This is a genomic window from uncultured Sulfitobacter sp., from assembly GCF_947499945.1.
In the GTDB taxonomy this organism is placed as follows: domain Bacteria; phylum Pseudomonadota; class Alphaproteobacteria; order Rhodobacterales; family Rhodobacteraceae; genus Sulfitobacter.
The window spans coordinates 912198-929882 of sequence record NZ_CANMQD010000001.1; the positions used below are offsets into that span (position 1 = coordinate 912198).

Here is a 17685-nt window from a genome sequence, read left to right on the forward strand (position 1 = left end):
CCCGTCGCAATTGAAGCAATAACATTACAATCGGGAGAATTACATGTCGCGTGTCGCACTTGTTACCGGAGGCAGCCGCGGGATCGGCGCTGCCATTTCCAAAGAACTCAAAGAAAAGGGTTATACCGTTGCTGCAACTTACGCAGGCAATGACGAAGCAGCCTCTGCATTCACGGCCGAGACAGGCATCAAGACATACAAGTGGAACGTGGCCGACTATGACAGCTCGAAAGCAGGAATCGCACAGGTCGAAGCCGATCTGGGTCCTGTAGAGGTCATTGTTGCCAACGCGGGAATCACACGCGACGCGCCGTTTCACAAAATGACCCCTGACCAGTGGAAAGAAGTAATCGACACGAACCTTACAGGCGTGTTCAACACTATCCACCCAATCTGGCCCGGCATGCGCGAGCGAAAGTTCGGTCGGATTGTGGTCATCTCCTCGATCAACGGTCAAAAAGGTCAGTTTGCCCAGGTAAACTATGCCGCGACCAAAGCTGGCGATCTGGGTATCGTGAAATCACTGGCTCAAGAAGGCGCACGCGCCAATATTACTGCCAACGCGATCTGCCCGGGCTATATCGGTACGGATATGGTTATGGCAGTTCCGGAAAAAGTGCGTGAAAGCATCATCGCACAAATTCCTGCGGGCCGTTTGGGTGAGCCCGAAGAGATTGCGCGCGCTGTGTCTTTCCTCGTGTCCGACGATGCCGGCTTTATCAACGGGTCCACAATCTCGGCCAACGGCGCACAGTTCTTCGTCTAAGCGCCACCAGTACCCAATCAGGGCAAAGCAGAAATCATTCGGGGCCAGTGGATCATACCACTGGCCCCGTTTCATTCCGTAAGGTGGCATGCACACCGCCAGCGGAAAACTTTATCCGCGCTTTGGCGCACGCAGCCACGAGAAGAAGTCAGCCATCATGCGGCCACGCTCTGCATGGGCGGTATTCATGGCGGCGCGGGCGGCGGGGTTTGTTGTCGCTTCAAACATATCATTTCTCCTTTGGGCAATCCGGTTCGGATCAATCTGTCTTTTCTGAACCCAATATGCGCTTTGTGTGGGTTGCAGACAAACGAGACTTTCCAACCCATCAGTTAAGCTGTACTTAACTGAGCATGTCTAGTCGCCTCCCCCCTCTTACCGCGCTCCGCGCGTTTGATGCCGCTGCACGTCATATGTCGTTCGCTCAAGCCGCGGCAGAGCTGAACGTGACCCCTGCAGCCCTGTCATTTCAAATTAAATCGCTTGAAGCGCATTTGGGTGCGCCTCTCTTCCGTAGACTAAACCGCGCGGTTGAACTCACCGAGGCTGGTAAAGCCCTTTCAACAGGGGCCGCTGAGGGTTTTCAAACCCTCGCAGGTGCATGGCGCGCAGCGCAGCGCACACAAGACACGCAAACATTAACTGTCACAGCCGGCCCTGCCTTTACCGCAAAATGGCTGGCCCCGCGCTTGTATGAATTTGCCCAAGCCCACCCAAAGGTGGAGTTGCGCTTTGCCGCCTCGCTCACCTTGGCAGATCTGACACGCGACAATATCGATGTGGCCATCCGCTTCAGCGATTCAACATCGCCTGATCTCTACTCGCTGCCGCTGGCGGAGGAATGGGTAATGCCCGTCATGACGCCGGCATTAGCCGCGCAATATCCCACCGTCGAAAGCCTGCACAATGCGCCGCTGCTCTTTGACGAATCGATCAGCTTTCTCAAGGTGCCCGTAGACTGGTCTGACTGGTTCAATGCCATGGGCGCCCCTTTCAATCCAAAACTCGGGCCGCGCTTTTCGCAGTCGGATCATGCAATAGACGCCGCATTGGCGGGGGTCGGAGCCGTCATGGGCCGCCGTGCACTGGTGATCAAGGACCTCGCCGAAGGGCGGCTTGTCGCTCCCTTTCCCACCGCACTGGCGACAGGCGCGCGGTTTAGCTTTCTTTGCGTCAAAGGCATGGAAACGCGTCAGCAGATTGCTGCGTTTCGGGATTGGATCTTGGAAGAGATCAAGAAAACAGCACAGATCACGGAAAACCTCACAATTCTGGAGCCTTCACATTCATGAATCGCGCAAAAGCTACTGGCATAGGATTCATCGCAGTGCTTCTTTGGGCATTGCTGGCCTTGTTCACCGTAGGGTCAGCGCCCACTCCGCCCCTCTTGCTCAACACTCTTAGCTTCGGGATTGGCGGCATTGTGGGGCTGGTCTGGGCATGGATAACTGGCAGTTTTGACGAAATGCGCAAAGTCCCGTTCAAGGTCTATATCTTTGGCGCGCTCGGGCTCTTTGCATATCATTTGCTCTATTTCTCGGCCCTCCGCTTGGCTCCTGCGGCCGAAGCGGGTCTTATCGCCTATCTTTGGCCCCTGTTGATCGTTGTTTTTTCGGGCCTGCTCCCCTCCGAGCAGTTGCGCAGTGGTCATGTCATCGGGGCGCTTCTCGGCTTTGGCGGCGCGGCCCTGATCATTACGGGCGGCGGAACGGGCCTGAGCGGTGACTACATCATGGGCTACCTGCTGGCGCTTCTGGCAGCATTCACTTGGGCGGGATATTCGGTGCTGTCACGGCTGGTCGGCACTGCTCCAACAGCCAGCGTAGCCGTGTTTTGCCTTGCAACAGCAGCCCTATCACTCCCCCTGCACCTCATCTTTGAGGATACAGTTCTACCTTCCACAGCACTGGGATGGGCCAGCATTGCGGGTCTGGGCCTTGGGCCGGTAGGGTTTGCATTCTATGTGTGGGATATCGGATGCAAACAGGGTGATATCCAGCTTTTGGGCACCAGCTCTTATGCGGCGCCGCTGCTCTCAACCCTTGCGCTGATTATTGCAGGCGTTGCCACACCAAGTCTGACGTTACTATGGGCAGCACTGCTGGTCGCTGGCGGCGCACTGATTGCAGCGCGCGCCAGCTTTTCTTCAAACTAACTATTCGGACAGTCGACTGATTTCTTCTTTCAGGCGCATCTTTTGCTTCTTCATATCGGCCACTTTCAGGCCATCAATGCCGGGCGCTCGTTGGGCGGTCTCGATCGCCTCACTCATGTCACGGTGCTTTTTCTTCAACGTCTCAAGATGTGCGTTAAGGGACATACTTCCTCCAGTTGTTAAAAGTGCAAGTTCAGTGAAGCATGATCGGAATCCCAAGTCACGCCGCCCTGCAGCATAGCAGCCTTGTTGGTAAAGAAATGCTTAAGCTTGCCTAGAAATCCAGCGCAGCCCCTGTGCGTAAGGCATCGCGGATCGGTTGCGTGTATTGATCACCGTCTGCGTGGGTGTCGCCGCGGTGCAGAATGAGGGGCGCATGTAAGCGGAAATCCGCCCGTCCCGACTTACGCGCACGCACAATAACACGCTCTGCCGCGCGGCCCTCCCTTGCCGCAATTGGCAATACTTCGATCCCGCCCATATCATGCGGCAGCGCCGCCAGAATATCCGGCAAACGCTCCGCGCGGTGGATAATATGAAGTAGCCCTTTTGGCACAAGACGCTTGGCCCCGATTTCGATCCAAGTGGAGAGCGGCGTTTGCTCTCCCAACGCGGCTTCCCGCATGGGATCCCCTGCAGCAATTGACGCCTCACGCCGCCAATATGGCGGGTTCGCAAGGACGTGGTCAAATTGTCGCTGCCGCAACGTCAGCGGCAGGGCCGCGATGTCTGCCTTCACAACCTCAAGGACACCTGCACCATTTCGCTCAGCCAAACCTGCGTAAACTTCTTCTCGCTCGATACCAGTGAGTGACAGCCCTGCGACCCGCGCTGCAAGGCACAAGATCGCAGCACCAACACCACACCCCAATTCAAGCACACGTTGCCCTGAAACCGCAGGTATACTGGCCGCAAGCAGCACAGGATCAACCCCAGCGCGGTACCCTGACCGAGGCTGCCAAAGATGAAGCAGACCCCCCAGAAAGGCATCATGCGTCAGATCATCGTCAGTCACTGTCCCAGATCAATTTCGTTGTCACGCATTACAATCAAAGCAGCCGCATGATCATTCTCATGCACCATCAGCCGGCGCGGGAAAATTCCAATGCCACCCTCAAGGATGCTCATGTTTACGTCCATTTGAAAGCAGTCTATATCCTCGCCTTGCAACAGAGCTTGGGCAAAGGCCATGATCGTCGGGTCGGTGCTGCGCAAAAGTTCTTTCATGACAATGATGTAATCTGGGGCGACTGCCCTTGTCGAGCGCTAGGATGCGGGAAAAATGAGCAATCAATCGAGCCAGAAACCCCATGACCGCCTTGCTGCTGTGCTCAAGGACGATCTGGAAGCTGTAAGCGCGCTCATTCGTGAGCGGATGGCGTCCGAGCATGCACCGCGCATCCCCGAAGTAACAGCGCATCTGGTCGAGGCGGGCGGCAAGCGGTTGCGGCCCATGCTCACGCTCGCTGCGGCGCAGCTGTGTGGGTATGATGGTCCCTATCACATTCATCTGGCCACAACGGTTGAGTTCATCCACACCGCAACGCTCTTGCATGATGATGTTGTGGACGAAAGCAAACAGCGTCGAGGGCGGCCAACGGCGAACCTGCTGTGGGACAATCAATCCTCAGTGTTGGTAGGTGACTATCTATTTGCGCGAAGTTTCCAGTTGATGACCGAACCCGGCTCTATGCGGGTGATGAAAATCCTGTCCAACGCCGCCGCCACGATTGCGGAGGGTGAAGTGCTGCAACTTACCGCCGCACAGAACCTCGCCACAACTGAAGCGGTATATTTCCAAGTTGTCCGCGGCAAGACTGCTGCACTCTTCTCTGCCGCGACTGAAGTGGGCGGCGTGATTGCGGATGCCCCCGAAGAACATGTGCGCGCCCTGTTTGATTATGGTGATGCCCTCGGGATTGCCTTCCAAATTGTCGACGACCTGCTGGATTATCAGGGAATTGAAGGGCAAACGGGCAAGAATATCGGCGACGATTTCCGCGAGCGCAAACTGACATTGCCTGTGATAAAAGCAGTAGCTTTGGCCGATGACGAGGAACGCGAATTCTGGGTGCGCACCATTGAGCGTGGCAAGCAGGAAGACGGTGATCTGGAACATGCCCTCACGCTATTAAACAAGCACGGCACATTAACCGCGACGCAATCCGACGCGCTGATGTGGGCAGCCAAAGCCAAAGATGCTCTTGCCCCCCTACCCGCACATGAGATCAAAGACATGCTGGGTGATCTGGCGGACTATGTTGTGGCGCGGATCAGTTAGGGCTGTGGCCCACTGTTTGGGCCGCAACGATCCACCAATCGGGGTAGGCCCGCTTGATACGTGCAGCCGCAGCCTCCGCTTTGATACGATCGGGATAAATACCGAAACAGGTGCTGCCTGACCCCGACATACGTGCGAGCATTGCATCCCCAAGCTCCTCAAGAACCCGCCCGATCGTAGGAGCCACTGCGCGTGCAGGCGCCTCAAGATCGTTTCTTTGGTCGCGCAGCCATACGATCAAATCGGCCAAATCTTCGCAGCCATCAAATGCGCCCATCGCGGCGTTTTCTTTTGTCTCAAGTCCATCGAATACGGCACCTGTGGGCACTGCTACGCCAGGGTTGGCCAGCACAATATTGCACTGTGGCACGGGCCAGATCATGCTCAGCTCATCCCCAATCCCCCGCATGCGTTGCGGTGCGGCACTCATGCAAACGGGCACATCCGCCCCGAGCGACAGCGCGCCAGCCAACCCGATGCCGTCTTTGACAAGATGTCCAAACTGGCTGCGCAGCAAGGCCGCAGCATCCGCAGAGCCGCCGCCCAGCCCTGCACCATGCGGGAGGTTTTTCTCAAGCGTAATATGCCCCTTGATGCCTGCCAATTCTGCGGCACGCCAAACCAGATTTCGCTCATCTGTTGGAACACCGTTCGCAAAAGGGCCAGTGATTTGCATGCGCATCACCTCGCCCTCATCAAGCCAGAGGCGATCCCCGACATCTGCAAAGACAACAAGACTGTCGAGCAGATGATAGCCGTCATCCCGCTGCCTTGTCACATGGAGTGTCAAATTTACTTTGGCGGGCGCAAACCCCTCAATCGTCATTCGCCACCTTCAATGGCTCAGCGCCCTCTTCTGCCAAAACCACATCAAGCCCCACTTCAAGCTTGCGGCGGATGCGGTCGGGGTCGGCTTCTGTGTCCATCGTGCTGAATTCGATAAACGACAGGGCACGCTTCCATTGGAATTGCGCTTCGCGCTTGCGGCCTACAGCCCAAAACACATCGCCAAGGTGGTCGTTCACCACGGGATCAACAGCCTCAAGCTCGACTGCGCGCTCCATCTGGACGACTGCTTCCTCATAACGGCCAAGGCGGTAATAGACCCAACCGAGGCTATCCACGATATAGCCGCTATCGGGGCTGGCAGCGACAGCGCGCTCAATCATATCAAGGGCTTCATCCAGCTTCCGCTGTTCCTCGACAAGGGAATAGCCGAGATAGTTGAGCACCTGAGGTTGATCAGGATTGATCGCAAGTGCTGCGCGAAAGTCTGCTTCGGCGGCGACACTGTCGCCGTCTTGAGAATAGGCAATACCACGCGAAAAGTACAAGAACCACATCCGTACATCGCCCTCTTCAATGAGATCGAGTGCTTTTGTATAGGCCGCGATTGCTGCTTGGTCTTCATCTTGTGCGCGGAAAATATCACCCAGCGTTGAATGTACGACGGCCAGATCACCATGACTGCGGGCCAACTGTTCGAGAACTTCAATCGCCTGATCCGCTTTCTCCAAACGGCGCAACGCCGCAGCACGACCCAACTCTGCCACGTGATAGGCAGGGTCCCCATCACCGACTTTGCGGTACTCTTGCATAGCCAGTTTATATTGCCCCAAATCCTCCAGCAACGCCGCCGACAACAGCAGTGCATCCACATGGTCAGGGCGCAAATGACCAGCAATACGGGCATATAGCAGAGTATAATAATTGCTGGCCTCTTCGGCCCTAAGTAGGGCAGCAAATGTATAGAACACTTCGGCCAGCCCCGCACGCGCCGTCGGCGCATGAGTAAAGGGCAACCGCTCTTCCGCATCAAGACGGGCGACAAGCATATCAAGCTTGGAATCTGTGGCGCCGTTGAACGAGGTTTTAATAACTTCGATCGCATCGGCGTTTCGATCAAGTTGGGAGAGGATCTCGACCCGCGCAATAACACCGCGCCTTGTCCGCGCGACGGACCCTGCGGCATCGGCCTCAAACACAGCCGCAGCATCGCCGTAACGTCCGACAGTCGCAAGCGCTAGCGCTTTATGAAACTGTACAATGGCACGCATTCCCGCATCTTCAGAGGTCATCTCGAATTGCGCCATCGCGCCATCCACATCATCGGTACCGATCAGCGCCCATGCCTTTATAAGGCCGTCTACCCAAGGGCTTATCCCTTCCGATCTAATCTCTTGTGCAGCCAGTGCAGTGAAATCAGACGCGTCAATCAAACCTGCTGTGACAACCATACGCGCTACTTGAGAGCGTTGCCCCTCTGCCAAAATCGCCTCACCCAGCGGCAGTGCTTTTGCAAGATCGCCCAGCGCAAGATATGAAAGCGCAGCGCTCTCCATCAACTCGGCGTTGGCCGGATCCCGTTTGAGAGCGGTGGCATAATACTCGGCTGCACTCTCGAAATCGTTGCGCGTAGAGGCATTCCGGCCAGCCAGATAAGACCCCGCCAAAGTTTCTGCCATAACAGGCGTAGGGGCCGCGATCGTCAACGCCAGCCCAAGGGCCATTGCACTCACGGATGTTAGGAAATTTCTCATATGCTCACGCCTCGTTCTTTTTTTCCTAAGGCTAGCATGTTTGCGCGTTCGCGCAATGGCGGCCCCCTACCTCAATAGGCAGGAAGCCGCGATAATTGATCACATGTTCGGGTAGTTGGGCCCGTCACCACCCTGCGGCGTCGTCCAGACGATATTCTGGCTTGGATCTTTGATGTCGCATGTTTTGCAATGCACGCAGTTTTGGAAGTTGATGACGAAAGCGTCTTTGCCGTCTTTTTCCACAAACTCATACACCCCGGCAGGGCAATAGCGCGCCGAGGGGCCCGCGTATTTCGCGAGATTTACATCGACAGGAACCGACGCATCCTTAAGAGTCAGGTGCGCAGGTTGGCTTTCTTCGTGGTTAGTAAAGGAGAACGCTACATTGGTTAGGCGGTCAAAGCTGAGTTTTCCATCAGGCTTGGGATAGGCAATCTCTTTATGCTTCGACGCAAGCTCTGTCGCTTCCGCATCGTTCATGCCGTGATGCATCGTACCCAACAGTGAGAAATTAAACAGCGTGTTGCACCACATATCGAAACCGCCAATAGCGAGTGAGGCGACAAGACCATACTTGGACCACAGCGGCTTAACGTTACGGACCTTGAACAAGTCTTGGCCAATCGCACCTTCGCGGACGTCTTTCTCGTAATCGGGAAGCTCGTCACCGGAACGGCCCGCTTTGATCGCGGCATGAGCCGCTTCGGCAGCGGCCTTACCCGAAAGCATCGCGTTATGGTTGCCCTTGATCCGCGGTACGTTGACCATGCCAACCGAACAACCCAGCAAGGCCACACCGGGCGCTACCATCTTGGGCATGGACTGGTATCCGCCCTCGGTGATTGCACGGGCACCGTAGGCCACCCGTTTGCCGCCCTCAAGCAGCTCTGCCACCATCGGATGATGCTTGAACTGCTGGAATTCCATGTAAGGAAAAACATGCGGGTTTTTATAACCGAGGTGGACAACAAAGCCGACATAGACCTGATTATTCTCAAGATGATAGATAAACGATCCACCGCCTGCTTTTTTGCCCAGCGGCCAACCCATCGTGTGGGTAACGGAACCTTCTTTGTGCTTGGCGGGATCAATTTCCCAGATTTCTTTCATGCCAAGGCCGTATTTCTGCGGCTCTTTCCCTTTGGCGAGATCGTATTTCTCTATCACTTGCTTTGACAACGATCCACGCACGCCCTCGGAGAGGAAGACGTATTTGCCGTGAAGTTCCATCCCCGGCTCATAGTTTGGCCCCTGCGATCCGTCGGACGCGCGACCCATTTCGCCTGCGACCACACCTTTGACTTCACCATTATCTCCATAGACGATTTCGGAACACGCCATGCCAGGGAAGATTTCAACGCCCATCTCCTCGGCCTGTTCTGCCATCCAACGGCAAACATTGCCCATAGAGACGATGTAGTTGCCGTGGTTGCTCATCAGCGGTGGCATCGGAAAATTGGGAATTCGCACTTCCCCTGATTCGCCAAGTGCGTAGAAATTATCCTCGATCACAGGCACATTGAGCGGCGCACCTTTTTCCTTCCAATCGGGCATGAGCGCATCAAGGCCACAAGGATCAAGCACGGCACCAGACAGAATGTGCGCGCCCACTTCGGAGCCTTTTTCCAAAACAACGATGTTACAATCGGCATCAAGCTGCTTGAGACGGATGGCTGCTGATAGACCCGCAGGGCCAGCGCCCACGATTACAACATCATATTCCATCGCTTCGCGTTCAATCTCGGCCATACGTCTCGCTCCCCATGGGTAAAATTCGCTTTGAAAGGAGGTAGCGGCTGGACCCAACCTTTGCAATCACGACGGCGCGTTAAAATCGTCGCACTACGGCCTTTTTCGGTTCAAATCACCTAAACAGGCGTCATTTACGCGCTGAGATAGACAGTAATTCCTTTGCGAAAGCACTAGTCCATACAATCGATATAATCCCCAACCCGCGTTCCCATGCGCCATCATATTCAGTGGACATAACGAAAAACACAGGTGCGCCAAGGGTCCAAACTCCAGCGCAGCACCACGAAATTTTTGCAAATAGCCTTGCCGTATCAGCAAATAAACGCGCCGCTAGGACAAACGCGGCTACAAATAGCGCACCCATCGCGTAGACAATGTATATGTGGATCACGATACCCTCGTTGTCGCCATCCCCGTACTCGTTTCGCGCGCCTATGATCACGACACAAACGGCCAATAACATCAGCGCAACGGTGAGAGAGCTCCATTGCCACCCTCCCCCATGCAGATGCGCCGATGCAAGTGCAAGCGCCGTCAACGTGCCGGCAAAACCGTAAAGAGCGACGTCCTGAATGATCTCATATCGACCTGCGGCGAGGTCGCTAACTGTATCTGAAACCCAGTCATGATCGGGGACGATCACTGAGCCCACCACGTTTCCAACGATCAGCGCAAGCCCGCCGACAAAAGCAAGCCAAGCAAGTAGCACAAGGAAGGATGGGGATAGCCGTCGTTGGGATTCGGGCATGCGGTTTTTATCTATCATATAACGCAACCTCTGGCGGTGTATGAAAGTTCCTTTCGGTTCGGCGAAACCACGCCAGCCCTTGCGCCTTATCCGCTTGCATTTGACGTCCAACTTGGGTCAGGTAACGGGCAACACCAACACGCGCTCCGAAAACCTTCGGGGCGCGCCTTAGTATTACGGACACGGACGCCATGGAAAAAATCCCAATGACCCGCGGGGGTCACACCGCCCTTGAGACAGAACTCAAGCATCTCAAGACCATCGAGCGCCCCGCCATTATCAAGGCGATTGCGGAAGCACGCGAGCATGGCGATCTGTCCGAGAATGCTGAGTATCATTCTGCTAAGGAAAAGCAGTCTTTTATTGAGGGGCGCGTGAAAGAGCTTGAGGGTGCGATCTCGCTTGCTGAAGTGATTGATCCCGCAAAGCTGTCTGGCACGATCAAGTTTGGTGCAAAAGTTACGTTGGTGGACGAAGATACCGATGAAGAGAAAACCTATCAGATTGTTGGCGAGTATGAGGCCAATATTGAAAAAGGCTTGCTCAATATCAAATCACCCATCGCACGCGCGCTGATTGGTAAGGACGAAGGCGACAGCGTCGAAGTCCGAACACCTGGGGGTGTTAAATCCTATGAGGTTCTTAAAATCGTTTATGCCTGATGTTTGCGGTAAAATAGGTTTCGGGCGCGAGGACGATCATGTCTGATACGCAGCCCCCTGAGCAATCCAACCCACGTCCCGCAACAGGCGCATTGCGTAAAACCGGCGTTAAAACTGGCGCTTCGCGCCCAACGCCGCTGGGCATTTATGACAAGGCACGCTCGGACGGGATCACTGGCATCGAGATCATTGCAATCATTCTGTCTTCCATCTGGTTGTTGGGTTGTTTGATTTTCTTTGTCTTTATGACACAGCCGCCTGTTCCCGAAGGTCAGGGCGGCCTGCGCTTTTTAATGACAATGCTCGCCGTGTTTATGCCCGTTGCGATGATCTGGGTCGGGGCGACTGCGGCACGCGCCAGCCGCGTCATGCGCGAAGAGAGCCAACGTTTGCAGGCGGCGATTGACGCCATCCGCCATGCCTATATCGCACAACAGCAAGGCGGCAATTTGCGCTCCGAACCATCGGTCAGCCGCAAACTTGACGAGATCGCAGCTGCAACGCGTAAGACAGAAACGGCACTTGCTACGTTCTCGACCCGCCGCGAGGAAGCGCCCCGTGCAGCCCAACCCGCCATCGCACCGCCTTCCGAGGACCAGCCAACTTTGGCCCTTGGCACGCAAAGCACTGATTTGGCTCCCCAAGTTGAGATAGACGACCTCATCCGTGCTTTGAACTTTCCCGAAACGGCAGAGGACGAGGCAGGTTTTGCTGCCCTGCGCCGTGCGATGAAAGACCGAAACGCTGCCCAGCTGATTCAAGCCGCGCAAGATATCCTAACGCTGCTAAGCCAGGATGGCATTTACATGGATGATCTAACGCCAGACCGCGCGCGCCCTGAAATCTGGCGGATGTTCGGTCAGGGATCACGTGGACGTCCTGTTGCTGCTTTGGGCGGTATTCGTGACCGCTCGTCGCTTGCCCTTACGGCTGGACGCATGAAGCAGGATCCGATTTTCCGCGATGCAGCCCACCACTTCTTGCGCCGTTTTGACAAACTGTTTGCGGACTTCGAGAAAGATGCCAGTGACGGTGAAATCTCGGCCATGGCCGACACGCGCACCGCGCGCGCCTTTATGCTGTTGGGTCGTGTCGCAGGAACGTTCGACTAAGGGCAGACCTGCGCACGGTTCTTTGCGTCGAACACGGCACTGACCATAGTACCGTCCGCCGCTTCGAACATTGCAACGGCGCCCGCCATCTCCCCACCTGTCACGCGAATTTGCCCTAAATCGGATGAGGCGAGCCTGTCGTCCACATCAATGGAAAACACCGCACGCGAGCCAGCCTTGCCATCGCGCAATGCGACCTTGATCGCTTCGGCTCCGTCGGCCACATCATTGGCCTGCGTGCCCCCTTCATCGCGCAGCGGTTGGAACACCTCTACACCAGTACCGCCATCAGCAGTATCAAAGATCAACCGCCCCGCAGAGCCGCGCAGATCAACTTGCACGGCGATAAGGGGCTGCGTGCCAATGGTGAGCTCAAACCGATCCCGTGGCGCACTCTCGACAAACCTTAGGCTTGCTCCTGTACAATCTGCTGCCTGCGCAGCGCCGGTCACTACGATTAGGGCCGCTGATAATTTCCACATGAACACTCTCCTAAATTCCAAAACTTCCAAACGGGATATAACGCACCATATCACCTTTTCTTATCTCCCGCGCCTCTTCAGATAGCTCCACCAAGCCTTCGGCCCAACTCAGTCCGCTTATCCGCCCTGATCCCTCAGATGCGAACACCTCGATACGGCCATCACGCATACGGGCCCGCAGGTATTCACGCCGCCCCGCCTTTTTGCGCTTTTCGAAACCGGCTGGGACATCAAAACCTTGCGGGACCTGCCACTCGGCACCCGCCAATTGCGCCAGTGCGGGGCGTGCAAAGATCAATGTACACACCATCGCCGCAACGGGATTTCCCGGCAGTCCAAAAATGGGGACTCCGTTCCAGAGCCCCAGCGCCAGAGGCCTTCCGGGTTTAATCGCTATGCGCCACACCGCCATCGCACCCGCCTCTTCCAACAAGGCAGAAACGTGATCTTCGTCCCCTGCCGAGGCCCCGCCACTGGTAATAATCGAATCCACGTGAGTCGCCGCATGGTCAAATGTGTCGCGCAACTTACCACGATCGTCAGGCACTCGGCCAAGATCAACGGCTTCTTGCCCCAATTGAGCCAATAGCGCCAAAAGCATGGGACGGTTGGCATCAAATATCTGCCCCACACCAGCAGCCTCACCTGCTTCAACCAATTCATCGCCGGTGGAAAGCACCCCAACACGCAGCGGCACACGTACAGCAACTTCAGCAATCCCCGTAGCGGCAAGCGAGGCCAAATCCGCTGAGGTGATCCTACGGCCTCGCTGCAAGACAAGGTCACCAAATTTGATATCTTCGCCAGCCTTGCGGGTGTTCGCCCCTTGCTTAAGGGGACCTGAAAACACGATATGCCCGCGCTCGACACGCACGTCTTCTTGTAAAATGACTGTATCAACGCCTTTGGGGAGTGCTGCGCCGGTCAATATGCGAATAGCGCGGCCCGCTTCCACTTTCGTGGGCAGATCCCCCGCTGCCGCGCGACCCTCGACCAAAGCAATACGGTGCAGGCCGGCATCCCGCCCCCCCGCAAAGCCGTATCCATCAACAGCCGTATTGGGCAGGGGCGGATTGGCTCGGAGCGCCATCACATCCTGCGCCGCAATACGGCCACGCGCTTGGCACAGAGGGACATGTGCAACTTTCGTGACCGGGGTAAGACGTTCACGCAGAAGATCGAGCGCCTCTTCCACAGGCGTCCAATGAATACCCTGCGGCAAGGCAAAACAATCGTTGCGCAGCGGCGGCTCGTCCATGCAGGCCGCATTCAACGCATCACTCAGCCCAGCGCCCAGAATCCACGCCTCCTCCCGCGCAACCAGCGGTGCCTCGGCCATGTGTTCGACCAGCAAAGTCGCGGGGAGGCGGGCCAGCGCATTGGCCAAAAGCCTGACTTGGATTCTGTCACGAATGGCATCCGTCCCCTCTTGGGCCAGAACCTTCTTCACCGATGTCTCAATAAGACCAGGCCAGATTTCAGCCAAGACGACAGGAGCCTCTACGTATGCCTCGAACGGCCAAACCCGAACGCCGTCCAGACGGCGCAGACGGTTGAGCATGGGCAGGCCCATCATCTGCTGGCTGCCAACCGTGGGATTGAAAAATAACTGGAAACAAGAGGAAGATGCCTTGGACACCGCATCGCAGTGACGCTTCTCCGCTATGGGGTCGAACCGGATACCCGCTTTACGGTAGGGAATGTCGGGCCATTTTTCTCTGGTCGGCTTGCCCCAAAATGGCCCCGCGTCCTCGAATAATCCATTGAGGGTTTCGGCCACGTCAAAGCGGTTATTGGTCCCGTCATCTGCATCCGTGATCCGCTTCTCAAACCAGTCCCAAAGCGCAAAGGGGTCGTCTGATCCTGTCACTTTACGTGCAAACCCCTGCGGATAGCCAAATGGGAAGTCAAACGCGCAAAGAAGCCTACGCCCTGCCGCTTGCTCTGATGAAATCAGATCGGTTATAACGCCCTCTGCCTCTTGACGGGAGCGGCAATAGATTGGTTCTTGAGACATGCCATTGCGGGTGACCCCCAGCCAAATCGCATCTTTTTTCGGTCTTGGTCCTGCGCGTTTCCCCGCAGACCAATCCACCACAAGGACAGTATCAAACAGGCTCACAGCCCGACCTCTTTCAGGATAAAATCGGCAATGGCACTGGTGTTATCCAGGTCAAAAACAAGGCGATCAAGTGCGAGCTCGCAATCACTTGCGACGGCCCGCACTGTGGGATCGTCGGGCGCAATCAGCGGGTTGCCAGTCACGGCGCGGTGAGCCTCAATCTTGGGGTGCGCGTCACGCTTGTAGCCTTCCACCAGTACCAGATCGACGGGGGCAAGCTGCCTAAGCAGCGTCTCAAGTGTCGGCTCCTGTGCACCGCGCAATTCATGCATCAGCGCGATACGGTTGCGCGAAGCGAGTAAGACCTGAGAGGCACCCGCTTCGCGGTGACGGAAACTATCCTTGCCCGGATGATCGACGTCAAAACTGTGGTGCGCATGTTTGACAGTGGAGACAGAAAAACCCCTTCCTGTGATTTCGGTTACCAGCCGCTCCATCAGGCCCGTCTTGCCTGCATTTTTCCAACCGACAATACCATAGAGCCTCATAGCATCGCCTCGGCGCGGGCCAGATCCTCGGGCGTGTTTACATTAAAGAATGCATCCACTTGCGGGAACATCGCCTCGCGTCCATCATGCTTTTGAGTCCAGAGCACGACTTTGCGTAGCCCGCTTGCAAGGGCCACCCGTAGATCATCGCGTAGCGCCACAGGCCAAAGGCCAAAAGTAGGGTGCCGTGCCGTGCCACGTTGTGCATCAGGTGTCGCAGCAAGGACAAGCGGGTGAACCATCCCTTCGGATGCCAGCAACAACTGCGGGACCAGATCGCACGGAAAAAACGGCGTGTCAGCAGCGGCTGTGACAATCGTTTCGGCCCCCAGCGACGCGGCCCAATCCATCCCCGCCAACACACCTGCAAGTGGGCCTGCAAAGCCCTCGATGCTGTCAGCGATCACGGGAAGCCCCATGTCGGCAAACCGCGCAGCATTACCATTCGCATTAAGCGCAAGTCGGTCCACCTGAGGGGCCAGCCGCGCCTCTACCCGCGCCAGCAAGCTTTGCCCGCCCAGCATACGCAAACCTTTGTCGCCCCCGCCCATGCGCGTAGCCTGTCCGCCCGCAAGGATAACGCCGTAGGGTTGTTTCATCGCGCAGCCTCCATCCATTTTTGCAGGTCAGTGCGGAACTGTGCAGGTGTTACCCCCTCTGGCAGCGCAGTATCAGGCACGACATTAACACCGCCCCCCGATTGCAATACTGTCGCATCAGACAAGCCTACAATCCTGTCGACACCTAGCCAATTCATCGTGCTGTGGCTCAGCGCAGACGAAATCTCAATCTGCTCAGGACGAAAAACAAGACGGAAGGAGCCGTGCCGCTCAGCTGCATCGAGTGCAAGTTTTACGATTGCACGCGTCTGACGTTTGTAAATTCCGTTGATCACAAGAAATCCGGCGCAAAATCCTAGCGCCGTAAATCCTAAAATCGTTGGGTCGATAAAATCCGAACTGAAGACGATGATACGCAAGTTGAAAAGTAGAAAAACGGTCACCAATAAGGCGGCCCATAGGACTGCTTTACCAATACTATTTTTGCGACCTGGCTCTTTCTGCCCATCTGGCGCATTGATCGACCGCATACCAGCCTCTAGCAAAGCCGGCGACGGCAAATATTGAACCACATATTCAGTCATTGCGCAGCCTCCTGCCAGCGCTGCATGACCGCCAGCGCGTCCTCTGCATCAAGGGGGCCAAGAAACGCATGGCGCGGCAGGGGAATCGCTATTCCCGATATGCCCACCACTAGAACCCTTTTTCCGCCACGCACCAATGCTACATCGGCCCACCCACTGTGCCAACGGCTGTGGGCTGTACTCACAGAAATGCCGTTCTGGTCCAGCACAACCTGCTGCACGCGGCCAAACCGCGAGCGCATAGTGATCTGCGCAATCATGAAATAGGCCTGCCGCATGAGCCAGAACGTCAGAAGACCAAAGACAACAAATGTCACAGGTAAAGCTGCTGAGGGCAAATCCGAAAATTCTGGTCCACCCATGAGGGCCACGATAACCCAAAAGAACATTGTCGCTCCCAAAGGTGCACAAAACCCGACAAAGAATGACTGAAAAAGCAAGATCGCACGATGTACTCCCCGCAAGGCGTCCCGCCCTGCCAAGGCCATCGCTTCATAGACCTCTTGTGCCGTTGGCGCGACCTCCAACTCCCAGCGCTCTTCACTCATGGTGCGCCCTTACGGCCACTGCGTCTAGGCTCATCCGCAATGGCGGCAGGATCGGCGTCGCGAAGCAGCCGTTTCTCTCCCGACAAACACATAAACCGCTTCCCCTTCATTCGTCCGATAAGCGTCAGGCCAAGCTGTTGGGCAATCTCGACACCCCACGCGGTGAAGCCAGAGCGCGAAGCCAGCACAGGAATGCCCATCATCGCAGTTTTGATCACCATCTCGGACGTAAGACGGCCCGTGGTGTAGAGAATTTTGTCATCGGCACTCACCCCCTCCGACAGCATCCAGCCTGCGATTTTATCAACTGCGTTGTGGCGGCCCACATCTTCCATATAAACCAGCGGGTGGTCCGCACAGCACAGAATCGTGCCATGAATCGCCCCTGCTTGGAGATAGAGACTGGGGGTGCGGTTGATCTTGGCCGACAGGGTATAGAGCCATGAGGTCCGCACTTGGGTTTGGGGCAGGACCACACCCTCCAGCCCCTCCATCATGTCGCCAAAGACCGTACCAACAGCACAGCCGCTGGTCCGCGTCTTGCGGCGCATCTTATCCTCGTAATCGGTTTGACGCGCGGTGCGCACCACTACCACTTCAAGATCTTCGTCATAGTCAACGGCCGTGATCTCATCCTCAGGCCGCAGCATCCCTTGATTGCGCAGAAACCCAAGCGCGAGATAGTCGGGGTAGTCGCCAATCGTCATGGCCGTCACAATTTCCTGCGCGTTGAGATAGATGGTGAGCGGGCGCTCTTCGACCACATTAATCTCCTGTGCCACGCCGTCCTGATCCATCCCCGTCACCACACGGGTCAGGCGCGGTGCAGCGGGATCAGGGGCAATCAGATAATCGGATAGGTCTTGAGTGACAGCCAATTGCACC

Annotated in this window: 20 protein-coding genes; 6 read left to right on the forward strand and 14 right to left on the reverse strand. The window is 56.2% G+C overall.

Going from position 1 to position 17685, the window contains the following annotated elements:
- The first annotated feature begins 43 nt into the window (after positions 1-43).
- From phbB to Q0775_RS04405, 3 genes are all read left to right on the forward strand, one after another.
- Positions 44-766, forward strand: coding sequence for an acetoacetyl-CoA reductase (gene phbB, locus Q0775_RS04395; RefSeq protein ID WP_298858125.1), 723 nt, complete (start codon positions 44-46; stop codon positions 764-766).
- Positions 767-1119: 353 nt separating this feature from the next.
- Positions 1120-2058 carry a transcriptional regulator GcvA gene (locus Q0775_RS04400; RefSeq protein ID WP_298858126.1) on the forward strand — a complete coding sequence of 313 codons (939 nt, stop codon included), beginning with the start codon at positions 1120-1122 and terminating at the stop codon, positions 2056-2058.
- A complete protein-coding gene (locus tag Q0775_RS04405) occupies positions 2055-2921 on the forward strand; it encodes an EamA family transporter (protein WP_298858127.1) in 867 nt (288 codons plus the stop codon). Before Q0775_RS04400 ends, Q0775_RS04405 begins: the two co-directional genes overlap by 4 nt.
- Here the strand turns inward: Q0775_RS04405 and Q0775_RS04410 are convergent, their stop codons facing one another.
- The 3 genes from Q0775_RS04410 to Q0775_RS04420 all read right to left on the reverse strand — a co-directional run bounded on the left by Q0775_RS04410 (position 2922) and on the right by Q0775_RS04420 (position 4148).
- The gene (locus Q0775_RS04410; RefSeq protein WP_298858128.1) at positions 2922-3086 is read right to left on the reverse strand and encodes a DUF465 domain-containing protein; all 165 of its coding nucleotides are present in this window, start codon (positions 3084-3086) and stop codon (positions 2922-2924) included.
- 109 nt (positions 3087-3195) lie between these two features.
- Positions 3196-3936, reverse strand: a complete 741-nt coding sequence (locus tag Q0775_RS04415; protein WP_298858129.1) for a methyltransferase domain-containing protein — start codon at positions 3934-3936, stop codon at positions 3196-3198.
- On the reverse strand, positions 3933-4148 hold the full coding sequence (locus Q0775_RS04420) for a DUF2007 domain-containing protein (protein ID WP_298858130.1): 216 nt from the start codon (positions 4146-4148) through the stop codon (positions 3933-3935). The genes Q0775_RS04415 and Q0775_RS04420 overlap by 4 nt, the downstream gene beginning before the upstream one ends.
- 55 nt (positions 4149-4203) lie before the next feature.
- Here Q0775_RS04420 and Q0775_RS04425 point away from each other — a divergent pair, with 55 nt between their 5' ends.
- A complete protein-coding gene (locus Q0775_RS04425) occupies positions 4204-5202 on the forward strand; it encodes a polyprenyl synthetase family protein (RefSeq protein WP_298858131.1) in 999 nt (332 codons plus the stop codon).
- On the opposite strand, the gene Q0775_RS04430 is transcribed toward Q0775_RS04425, so the two are convergent.
- The 4 genes from Q0775_RS04430 to Q0775_RS04445 form a co-directional block, all read right to left on the reverse strand.
- Positions 5195-6028: a 4-(cytidine 5'-diphospho)-2-C-methyl-D-erythritol kinase gene (locus Q0775_RS04430; RefSeq protein ID WP_298858133.1), complete on the reverse strand. Its 834-nt coding sequence runs from the start codon at positions 6026-6028 to the stop codon at positions 5195-5197. The genes Q0775_RS04425 and Q0775_RS04430 overlap by 8 nt on opposite strands.
- On the reverse strand, positions 6018-7742 hold the full coding sequence (locus Q0775_RS04435; RefSeq protein WP_298858136.1) for a tetratricopeptide repeat protein: 1725 nt from the start codon (positions 7740-7742) through the stop codon (positions 6018-6020). The genes Q0775_RS04430 and Q0775_RS04435 overlap by 11 nt, the downstream gene beginning before the upstream one ends.
- Positions 7743-7841: 99 nt before the next feature.
- Positions 7842-9491: an electron transfer flavoprotein-ubiquinone oxidoreductase gene (locus tag Q0775_RS04440; protein WP_298858137.1), complete on the reverse strand. Its 1650-nt coding sequence runs from the start codon at positions 9489-9491 to the stop codon at positions 7842-7844.
- A 130-nt stretch (positions 9492-9621) separates the two neighbouring features.
- Complete coding sequence (locus Q0775_RS04445; RefSeq protein ID WP_298858139.1) at positions 9622-10260, reverse strand: DUF998 domain-containing protein; 639 nt, start codon at positions 10258-10260, stop codon at positions 9622-9624.
- Positions 10261-10433: 173 nt separating this feature from the next.
- Between Q0775_RS04445 and greA the strand changes: the two genes are divergently transcribed.
- Entirely contained in the window at positions 10434-10904 is a 471-nt protein-coding gene (gene greA / locus Q0775_RS04450; protein ID WP_298858141.1) for a transcription elongation factor GreA, read from the forward strand.
- Between the two features lie 38 nt (positions 10905-10942).
- A complete protein-coding gene (locus Q0775_RS04455; protein ID WP_298858143.1) occupies positions 10943-12016 on the forward strand; it encodes a hypothetical protein in 1074 nt (357 codons plus the stop codon).
- Here the strand turns inward: Q0775_RS04455 and Q0775_RS04460 are convergent.
- The 7 genes from Q0775_RS04460 to Q0775_RS04490 are packed head-to-tail and all read right to left on the reverse strand — an operon-like array spanning position 12013 to position 17684.
- Entirely contained in the window at positions 12013-12498 is a 486-nt protein-coding gene (locus Q0775_RS04460) for an aggregation factor core (protein ID WP_298858144.1), read from the reverse strand. The two genes, Q0775_RS04455 and Q0775_RS04460, sit on opposite strands and share 4 nt — an antisense overlap.
- A gap of 10 nt (positions 12499-12508) precedes the next feature.
- A complete protein-coding gene (gene glp / locus Q0775_RS04465) occupies positions 12509-14620 on the reverse strand; it encodes a gephyrin-like molybdotransferase Glp (RefSeq protein WP_298858146.1) in 2112 nt (703 codons plus the stop codon).
- Positions 14617-15108, reverse strand: coding sequence for a molybdopterin-guanine dinucleotide biosynthesis protein B (gene mobB / locus Q0775_RS04470; protein WP_298858148.1), 492 nt, complete (start codon positions 15106-15108; stop codon positions 14617-14619). Before mobB ends, glp begins: the two co-directional genes overlap by 4 nt.
- Positions 15105-15707, reverse strand: coding sequence for a molybdenum cofactor guanylyltransferase MobA (mobA, locus tag Q0775_RS04475; protein WP_298858150.1), 603 nt, complete (start codon positions 15705-15707; stop codon positions 15105-15107). The genes mobB and mobA overlap by 4 nt, the downstream gene beginning before the upstream one ends.
- Entirely contained in the window at positions 15704-16252 is a 549-nt protein-coding gene (locus Q0775_RS04480) for a hypothetical protein (protein ID WP_298858152.1), read from the reverse strand. The genes mobA and Q0775_RS04480 overlap by 4 nt, the downstream gene beginning before the upstream one ends.
- Positions 16249-16800 (reverse strand): hypothetical protein, encoded by a 552-nt coding sequence (locus Q0775_RS04485; protein WP_298858154.1) that lies wholly within the window; start codon positions 16798-16800, stop codon positions 16249-16251. The genes Q0775_RS04480 and Q0775_RS04485 overlap by 4 nt, the downstream gene beginning before the upstream one ends.
- Positions 16797-17684, reverse strand: a complete 888-nt coding sequence (locus Q0775_RS04490; protein ID WP_298858156.1) for a formate dehydrogenase accessory sulfurtransferase FdhD — start codon at positions 17682-17684, stop codon at positions 16797-16799. The genes Q0775_RS04485 and Q0775_RS04490 overlap by 4 nt, the downstream gene beginning before the upstream one ends.
- Position 17685 lies beyond the last annotated feature (1 nt).

Coding starts and splice junctions, on each gene's coding strand:
- greA (WP_298858141.1), top strand. CDS start 10,434: ATGGAAAAAATCCCAATGACCCGCGGGGGTCACACCGCCCTTGAGACA.
- mobB (WP_298858148.1), bottom strand. CDS start 15,108: ATGAGGCTCTATGGTATTGTCGGTTGGAAAAATGCAGGCAAGACGGGC.
- Q0775_RS04445 (WP_298858139.1), bottom strand. CDS start 10,260: ATGATAGATAAAAACCGCATGCCCGAATCCCAACGACGGCTATCCCCA.
- Q0775_RS04425 (WP_298858131.1), top strand. CDS start 4,204: ATGAGCAATCAATCGAGCCAGAAACCCCATGACCGCCTTGCTGCTGTG.
- Q0775_RS04455 (WP_298858143.1), top strand. CDS start 10,943: ATGTCTGATACGCAGCCCCCTGAGCAATCCAACCCACGTCCCGCAACA.
- mobA (WP_298858150.1), bottom strand. CDS start 15,707: ATGAAACAACCCTACGGCGTTATCCTTGCGGGCGGACAGGCTACGCGC.
- Q0775_RS04435 (WP_298858136.1), bottom strand. CDS start 7,742: ATGAGAAATTTCCTAACATCCGTGAGTGCAATGGCCCTTGGGCTGGCG.
- Q0775_RS04400 (WP_298858126.1), top strand. CDS start 1,120: ATGTCTAGTCGCCTCCCCCCTCTTACCGCGCTCCGCGCGTTTGATGCC.
- Q0775_RS04460 (WP_298858144.1), bottom strand. CDS start 12,498: ATGTGGAAATTATCAGCGGCCCTAATCGTAGTGACCGGCGCTGCGCAG.
- Q0775_RS04440 (WP_298858137.1), bottom strand. CDS start 9,491: ATGGCCGAGATTGAACGCGAAGCGATGGAATATGATGTTGTAATCGTG.
- Q0775_RS04420 (WP_298858130.1), bottom strand. CDS start 4,148: ATGAAAGAACTTTTGCGCAGCACCGACCCGACGATCATGGCCTTTGCC.
- Q0775_RS04410 (WP_298858128.1), bottom strand. CDS start 3,086: ATGTCCCTTAACGCACATCTTGAGACGTTGAAGAAAAAGCACCGTGAC.
- Q0775_RS04430 (WP_298858133.1), bottom strand. CDS start 6,028: ATGACGATTGAGGGGTTTGCGCCCGCCAAAGTAAATTTGACACTCCAT.
- Q0775_RS04405 (WP_298858127.1), top strand. CDS start 2,055: ATGAATCGCGCAAAAGCTACTGGCATAGGATTCATCGCAGTGCTTCTT.
- Q0775_RS04480 (WP_298858152.1), bottom strand. CDS start 16,252: ATGACTGAATATGTGGTTCAATATTTGCCGTCGCCGGCTTTGCTAGAG.
- phbB (WP_298858125.1), top strand. CDS start 44: ATGTCGCGTGTCGCACTTGTTACCGGAGGCAGCCGCGGGATCGGCGCT.
- Q0775_RS04485 (WP_298858154.1), bottom strand. CDS start 16,800: ATGAGTGAAGAGCGCTGGGAGTTGGAGGTCGCGCCAACGGCACAAGAG.